Genomic DNA, 7491 nt, shown 5'->3' with positions numbered 1-7491 from the left:
GCCCCCCGCCCTGACCGCACTCGCCGAGAGCCGCCCCTGGCAGGACGCCCTGGCCATCGCGGACACCCTCGCCACCCACGAGGCCCCGGTCATCGTGGACGTCCTCAGCGGCGAACAGACCCGGGACCCGACGCCGCCCGAGGGGCTCGGGGGCTGGCGCGAGGCCGCCGACCAGGTCAACGCCGAACTGGCCGACATCACCGCCACGCGCGCCGCCTCCGTCGTCACCGCCACCGAGCAGGCCAGTTCCTGGATGCTCACCCTCGCGCTGGGCGGCAGCATCACCTCCCTGTTCGCGGGCACCCTCGCCTACGGTGTGGCCGCCCGCTCCGCCGGACGCCTCACCCACCGGCTCGCCCAGCTGCGCGCCGACACCCTGGGCAGCGCGCGCAGCGACCTGCCCCGTATCGTGCGCCGCCTGGAGTCGGGGGAGCAGGTCGACCTCGACACCGAGATGAAGCAGCTCGACCACGGCGACGACGAGGTCGGCCAGGTCGCCGACGCCTTCAACATCGCCCAGCGCACCGCCGTCGCCGCCGCCGTCAAACAGGCCGACATCCGCGCGGGCGTCAACCGGGTCTTCCTCGGCATCGCCCACCGCCACCAGTCCCTCCTCCAGCGCCAGCTCCAGCTGCTGGACCGCGTCGAGCGCGAGGAGGAGGACCCCGACCTGCTGGAGAGCCTCTTCCAGCTCGACCACCTGGCCACCCGGGGCCGCCGCCACGCCGAGAACCTCATCATCCTGGGCGGCGCCCAGCCCGGCCGCCGCTGGCGCCACCCCGTCCCGCTCGTGGACATCCTGCGCGGCGCGATCTCCGAGACCGAGGAGTACACCAGGGTCCGACTGACCTCCGTCCCCGACCTGTCGCTGTCCGGCGCCGCGGTGGCCGACGTCATCCACATGCTCGCCGAGCTGGTCGAGAACGCCACCGCCTACTCGCCGCCGCACACCCAGGTCACCATCGCCACCGAGTCCGTGCCCAAGGGCGTGGCCGTGGAGATCGAGGACCGGGGCCTGGGCATGACCGAGGAGGTCCTGACCAGCTCCAACCGCACCCTCAGCGAGGCGCCCGAGTTCGACGTCATGACCTCCGGCGGGGACTCGCGCCTGGGCCTGTTCGTCGTCGCCCGCCTCGCCGCCAAACACGACATCCGGGTGCAGCTGCGGCACTCGCCCTACGGCGGGACCCGGGCCGTGGTGCTCATCCCCGGCGCCCTGGTCGCCTCCTCGTCCAGCGCCCCGGAACGGCCCCGCGCGGCCATCCGCCAGGGCGCCCACTCGGTACTGCGTGAGCCGTCGGCGCAGCACGGTGACGCGCTCACCACGCAGGACGCCCCCCACCGGAGCCGGCCGCTCCTGCGTCCGGTCCCCCGCGACGGCGACGGCGCACGCCCGGCCCGGGGCACGCCCCTGCTGCGCCGGGTACCGGCGCCCGTGCCCGACTCCGAGACCGCGGACGCCGCTCCCGGGACCGAACCCGGGTCCGGCCGGGTCGGCGCCGCACCCGGCCGCCCCGGACTTCCCCGGCGCAGGCGCCAGGCCAGCCTCGCCCCCCAGCTCAGAGCCGCGGACCCGCCGGAGTGGGACGACGCCGACCCCCCGGGCTCCTCACGGCGCACCCCCGAACAGGCGCGGCAGATGATGGACGCCTTCAGCGCCGGTACCCGGCGCGGCCGGGCCGCGGACATCGGGGTCGACGCCGACGGACGTGAACACAGCAGTGACGGTCAGGTCGGTGCGAGCGCCGACGATCACACGGGAGAAAGCGACTGACATGGTGGGCAAGAGCAAGGCCGCTGACAATCTGGACTGGCTCCTGGACGACCTGGTCGACCGCGTCGTCGGCGCCGAGAACGCGATCGTGCTGTCGGCCGACGGACTGCTGCTCGGAGGCTCGCGGGGGCTGGCCCCCGAGGACGCCGAGCACCTGTCGGCCCTGGCGTCGGCGTTCCAGAGCCTGGCGCGCGGGACGGGCCGACACTTCGGCGGCGGCGACGTCCGCCAGACCGTGGTGGAGATGGAGCACTCCTACCTCTTCGTCACCGCCGCGGGCGCCGGAGCGTGCCTGGCGGTGCTGGCCACCGAGGACGCCGACGTCGGGCTGGTCGCCTACGAGATGAACCTGCGGGTCAAGCGGGTGGGCCAGTTCCTCACCGCCGCGCCGCGCCGGCCGGACCACCTCACCGTCACCGGGAGCGCCGGTTCATGAGCACGTCCGGAGAGCGGCGCGGAGCGCCGCCGGCCGTGCCCTCGGCCCCGGACGAGGCGGCGCAGCCGCTGTCCGGCCGCCGGGCACTGGCCTGGTACAGGGGACGGGGGCACCCGACGTCGGAGGGACCCTCGGCGGGCGTCGTGCTCGGTGACGCCCCCTCGGGACAGCTCGTGCGCCCGTACACCATGACCGGGGGCCGCACCCGGCCCCGCACCGGTCCGAGTCTGGACCTGGTCACCATCGTCGTCGCCGCCGCGGACCGCGGGGACCGGGAGGGAGAGCCCGAACAGCAGGCCATCCTGAGCCTGTGCCGCAGACCCATATCGGTGGCCGAGATCTCCGCCCGGCTCGACATCCCCCTGACCGTCGTCAGGGTGCTCCTGGGAGACCTCCTCGCCGACGGCGACGTGCGCACCCGGGCGCCCATGACCCAGCTTCCCGAGAAGAAAGTACTTCAGGCGGTACTCGATGGCATCCGCAGACTCTGACACCAGGCCGCAGGAAGCGATCCCCCAGGCGGTGAAGATCATCGTCGCGGGGGGATTCGGCGCGGGCAAGACCACACTGGTCGGCTCCGTCAGTGAGATCACCCCGCTCAGCACGGAGGAGGTGATGACCGAGGCCAGCTACGGCGTGGACGACCTCGGGGGAGTGGAGGACAAGACCACCACCACGGTCGCCCTGGACTTCGGCCGCATCACCATCAACCCCGACATCGTCCTGTACCTGTTCGGCACCCCCGGACAGGACAGGTTCTGGTTCATGTGGAACGAGCTCTCCCAGGGGGCGCTGGGCGCGGTCGTCCTGGCCGACACCCGCCGCCTGAACACCTGTTTCCACGCCGTGGACTTCTTCGAGCGCCGCGGGTTGCCCTTCGTGGTCGCGGTGAACCGCTTCGAGGGCTCCACCGTCTACCGCCACGAGGAGGTCCGCGAGGCGCTGGACATCTCCGCCGAGGTGCCGGTCATCATGGCCGACGCCCGCGAGCGCGAGTCCTGCAAGGAGGTGCTGGTGGAGCTGGTCACCCACGTGATCCAGGGCCGGAGCCCCGTCATGAGCGGGTGACACGTGCGGGTCGCCGACCCGGACAATCCCTGCGGATTCGATCCGGTATACGTTCGGAGGACACGCCCATGCAACAAGGTGCCGAACGCTACAATGTCGCGGCAGTGACCACCGGCCCCACCGGGCACCCCATCCGCCTCTCATCTGAATCCTGGTATGCGAAACTCTGACCGACTTCCCCCACGCGAACTGCCCAAGCGGCGCTCCGGCCGCCACCGCAACCCGCTGTCCTTCGACAACTGGTTCGGCACCCCCGCCCTGATCATGGCGGTCCCGGGCACGGCCGACCGGGCCAGGGGCGCCGACGGTGAGTCGATCGGTGCCCGGATGGCCGACCTCGTGCGCGCCTACCGCCCCGAGGTCACCATCCGCTACGGCCACACCGAGGGCGACGAACAGAGCCTCACCGAGGCCCTCACCGATCTCAAGGACGACCAGGGCAGCCCCCTGTCCGCCGTCGTCGTCCCGCTGGTCACCGCACCGCACGCGGGCACGTCCGCGGCGATCGAGGAGGCCGTCGCCCGGACCGGCGCCGAAGCGCGCGTCACCGAGGGCCTGGGGCCGCACCCCATGCTCGCCGAGGTGCTGCACCTGCGGCTGGCCGAGTCCGGATACGTGCGCGCGGACCGCATGCGCCTGATCAGCGTCGTCGCCCGTGACACCACCATGGCGGACGGCATCATCGTCGGAGCCGTGGGCGGCGAGGCCGCGGCCGGGGCCGCGGGGGTGAGCGCCGTGCTGCTCGCCGCGCGCCTGGGCCTGACCGTGCTGCCCGCCGACCTGGAGAACGAGGCCGCGGTCGAGCAGGTCGTGGGCCAGCTGCGCCAGGGCGGCTGCAAGCGTCCGGTGATCGCGCCCAGCGCCCTGGGGCCGGAGCTGCCCCGCGAGGAGCTGGAGGCGCTCGCCGCGCGCTTCGGCGCCAGACTCGGCGCGCCCCTGGGCGCGGACAGCCTGCTGGGCAAGATCGCCGCCCTGCGCTACGCCGAGGTCCTCAACTCCCTTGGCGTGGAGCAGCCGCCCACGGTCGAGGAGCTGCCCGCCCCGGTGGGCTCCCGGCACCGCCCGGAGTCCTGACGGCGCGCGGCCGCGACGAGCGCAGCCTTCCCCGACAGCGCCCCGAGGGCGCGACACGCCGTACCCCGGCACACGAGGGTGTGCCTCCCGGGGGCCGTCCGCACAGCGGGCGGCCCCCGTCGCGTGCGCCCGGCGTCCGGACCTGCGGTTTCTCGTCCCGAGAGCGGCCTTTAACACATCCGGGGGAGAGAGCCGCGCCAAGAAAAGGCAACTTATAGTGATCGTTTGACAGCATAAAGCAAGGATTCTTCGATAGCCTCGGCTTGACCGACCGAAAGCCGCCGGGGCGCCCTCTCGCCGCCCGGCAACCGCACAGGCCGGAGGGGGCCATGCGCAGAACCCGCGACAACGCGCCCACGATCCGGAGACAGCTCACCCGCATCGTGCTGATCCCGAGCCTGTGCTTCCTCGCGCTCTGGCTCGTCGTGGCCGCCATCGGCACCATCCGCGCCGTCCAGTTCATGGGAGCCGTCGTCCAGGCGCGCGAGGGAACACAGGTCTTCTCCGCCGCGGCCGACGAGGTGCGGGCCGAACGCCGCCTCTCCCTGGTCCACCTGGGCCGATTCGAGAGCACCGGAGCCCGCGACGACGAGGTCGGCGCCGCCCTCGACGAGCAGCGCGAGGCCACCGACACCGCCATGGCCGAGGCCGTCGCGTTCGCCGAGCGACTGCGCGGAACCCGCGACGACGAGGTCGAACGCAGCGCGACCGACCTGGTGGACAGCGCCGGGATCCTCGACGAGGTCCGCGCGGACGTGGACGCGCACGACCTCGGGCAGGAGGGGACCATCCTGCGCTACGGCGAGGTCCTGGCGGGCACCACCGGCGCCATCACCGCGCTCGTGCACACCACCGACGGCGGGGAGAACCTCACCGACGCCGTCCTGACCAGCGAGCTCATGGGCGCGTCCTCCGCCTACTCCACCGCCGACGCGCTGCTCGCGGGAGCCATCGCCCGGGGCGAGATGAGCTACGAGGAGACGGCGCACTTCACCTACCTCACCGCCGCCTACCGCGACACCCTGGAGCCGGCCAGCGCCGCGATGCACCCGAGCGTGGCCGCGCGCTACGAGGAGCTGGTGTCCCTGCCCGCCTGGTCCCGGGCGGAGGAGCTGAGCCGTCGGGTGGTCACCCGACAGCCGCTCGCCGAACCGGACGAACCCGGGCAGGGGACCACGGGCTCGGACTGGAACGCCGACGTCGGCATCAGGGCGCAGTCGTGGGACGACTCCTCCGCAGAGGCCGCCCTGGCGCTACAGGACCTGGCCGGGCTCCAGGCCCGGCGCACCGTCGACCTGGCCTGGAGCGCCGCACTGCTGCGCGTCTTCCTGGGCGTGGCGGCGGCCGCGCTCACCCTGGCGGGCGGCGCGGTGGCCATCGCCGTGGTCGGCCGCTCCTCGCGCCGCCTCACCGATCGCCTGACCCACCTGCGCGAACAGATCCTGGACCGCGACGGCGACCTGCCCGACATCGTCGACCGCGCCCAGCGCGGCGAGAAGGTCGACGTCCAGGAGGAGCTGCCGCCGCTGGACGACTGGGGGGACGACGAGATCGGCCAGGTCGCCGAGGCCTTCGACGCCGCCCAGCTCACCGCCGTGGAGTCGGCCGTGCTCCAGGCCGAGATCCGCCGGGGGGCCAACCGCGCCTTCCTGGGCATCGCCTTCCGCAACCAGGCCCTGGTCCAGCGCCAGCTCCGCCTGCTCGACGAGATCGAGTACCACGAACAGGACCCCGAGGCGCTGCGCCGCCTGTTCCGCCTGGACCACCTGGCCACCCGCGCGCGCCGCTACTCCGACAACCTCATCATCCTCGGCGGGGGGCAGTCGGCCCGCCGCTGGCGCCAGCCCCGCCCGCTCGTGGACGTGCTGCGCGCCGCCATCGCCGAGACCGAGGACTTCGAACGCGTCCGCCTGACCTCGGCGCCCCGCGTGCTCATGCACGGGCAGGTGGTCGCCGACGTGGTGCACCTGCTCGCCGAGCTGGTCGAGAACGCCACGCAGTTCTCCCCGGCGGGAACGCCCGTGGACGTCGGCTGCACCCCGGCCGCGGAGGGGCTGGTGGTGGAGATCGAGGACCGGGGCCTGGGCATGTCCGAGCGCGGCTACGCGGAGGCCGAGCGCACGCTCACCCAGCCCCCCGAGTTCGACGTCATGGCCCTGCCCGAGGACCCCCGGCTGGGCCTGTTCGTGGTGTCCCGCCTGGCGGGGCGGCACGGGGTCCGTGTCTGGCTGCGGCCCTCTCCCTACGGGGGCACCCGGGCGACCGTGCTCATCCCCGCCTCGCTGCTGGAGCCGGTCGACAACCTCGTGACGGTCGCGGGCACGCCCACGGGCCGCCCGGCGGCGAACGGACGGGAGGCCCGCGTTCCGGCCGGGTGGGGGGCGCCTCCCGCGAGGGCCGCCCTCACCACGCGCGGCCACGGCGCGGACGGCACCGTCCACGGCCGGACCGGCCCGCAGGCGCCCGTCACACCTTCGGGGCAGACAGGTCCGCAGCTCTTCGCGCCGGGGCCGGACCGAACCGGTCCGCAGGTTCCCGTGCCACCTCTCGGCCAGAGCGGCCCCCAGCCCTCGGTACCGCGATCGGACCGGGCCGAACCACGGGTTCCTGTGCCGCCTTCCGGGCAGAGCGGTCCACAGCCCCTGGCACAGCGGTACCGGACCGGTCCGCAGGTTCCCGTGCCGCCTCTCGGCCAGAGCGGCCCCCAGCCCTCGGTGCCACGGGCGGACCGGGCCGAACCACGGGTCCCCGTGCACGCGGGCCAGACAGGTCCGCAGCCCTCCGCGGTCTCCGCCGGGCAGACCGGCCCGCAGGCCCCCGTGCCGCCTTCCGGACAGACCGGACCGCAGCCCTTCTCCCCGCAGCCGGACCGGCCCGGCCCGCACGGCGTCGTCCTCGCGCACACCGGACCGCAGAGGTCCGTTCCCGCCTCCGGCGGTCCCGGCGGCACCGCTCCGCCGGGGGAGCACCTCCTGCCCGACCCGCACGGCCACCCGCTCGCACAGGAACCCGTCCCCGAACCGTGGCACGACGGCGCGCTGCACGCACCCGCCCCCACACAGCAGAGGGGGAACGGTGAGAGCTGACGGCAGCCCCGGACGCAGAGCGGCCGCGCACGCCTGCGGAACCCGCCCCGAGC

The 7491-nt window shown here is 74.0% G+C and carries 6 protein-coding genes; all 6 read left to right on the top strand.

Annotation, left to right across the window (positions count from 1 at the left end; all coding sequences use genetic code 11):
- On the top strand, positions 1 to 1774 hold a 1774-nt coding region (locus DQW06_RS10480; RefSeq protein WP_157983397.1), incomplete at its 5' end, for a sensor histidine kinase KdpD.
- A 1-nt stretch (position 1775) separates the two neighbouring features.
- Positions 1776 to 2210, top strand: coding sequence for a roadblock/LC7 domain-containing protein (locus DQW06_RS10475; protein WP_013154070.1), 435 nt, complete (start codon positions 1776 to 1778; stop codon positions 2208 to 2210).
- Positions 2207 to 2701, top strand: a complete 495-nt coding sequence (locus tag DQW06_RS10470; protein WP_013154069.1) for a DUF742 domain-containing protein — start codon at positions 2207 to 2209, stop codon at positions 2699 to 2701. The genes DQW06_RS10475 and DQW06_RS10470 overlap by 4 nt, the downstream gene beginning before the upstream one ends.
- The gene (locus DQW06_RS10465) at positions 2682 to 3278 is read left to right on the top strand and encodes an ATP/GTP-binding protein (protein WP_013154068.1); all 597 of its coding nucleotides are present in this window, start codon (positions 2682 to 2684) and stop codon (positions 3276 to 3278) included. The genes DQW06_RS10470 and DQW06_RS10465 overlap by 20 nt, the downstream gene beginning before the upstream one ends.
- Positions 3279 to 3434: 156 nt before the next feature.
- The gene (locus DQW06_RS10460) at positions 3435 to 4352 is read left to right on the top strand and encodes a sirohydrochlorin chelatase (protein ID WP_117198366.1); all 918 of its coding nucleotides are present in this window, start codon (positions 3435 to 3437) and stop codon (positions 4350 to 4352) included.
- A 329-nt stretch (positions 4353 to 4681) separates the two neighbouring features.
- Positions 4682 to 7438, top strand: a complete 2757-nt coding sequence (locus DQW06_RS10455) for a nitrate- and nitrite sensing domain-containing protein (RefSeq protein WP_117198365.1) — start codon at positions 4682 to 4684, stop codon at positions 7436 to 7438.
- Positions 7439 to 7491 lie beyond the last annotated feature (53 nt).

The sequence above is a fragment of the Nocardiopsis sp. TNDT3 genome (genome assembly GCF_003427465.1).
Classification (GTDB): domain Bacteria; phylum Actinomycetota; class Actinomycetes; order Streptosporangiales; family Streptosporangiaceae; genus Nocardiopsis; species Nocardiopsis dassonvillei.
The sequence above is the reverse complement of the archived record's forward strand: the minus strand, read 5'-3'. Positions and strand labels throughout refer to the sequence as shown.

Excerpts from the sequence above, each read along its gene's own strand:
- DQW06_RS10475 (WP_013154070.1), top strand. The coding sequence starts at position 1,776 with ATGGTGGGCAAGAGCAAGGCCGCTGACAATCTGGACTGGCTCCTGGAC.
- DQW06_RS10470 (WP_013154069.1), top strand. The coding sequence starts at position 2,207 with ATGAGCACGTCCGGAGAGCGGCGCGGAGCGCCGCCGGCCGTGCCCTCG.
- DQW06_RS10465 (WP_013154068.1), top strand. The coding sequence starts at position 2,682 with ATGGCATCCGCAGACTCTGACACCAGGCCGCAGGAAGCGATCCCCCAG.
- DQW06_RS10460 (WP_117198366.1), top strand. The coding sequence starts at position 3,435 with ATGCGAAACTCTGACCGACTTCCCCCACGCGAACTGCCCAAGCGGCGC.
- DQW06_RS10455 (WP_117198365.1), top strand. The coding sequence starts at position 4,682 with ATGCGCAGAACCCGCGACAACGCGCCCACGATCCGGAGACAGCTCACC.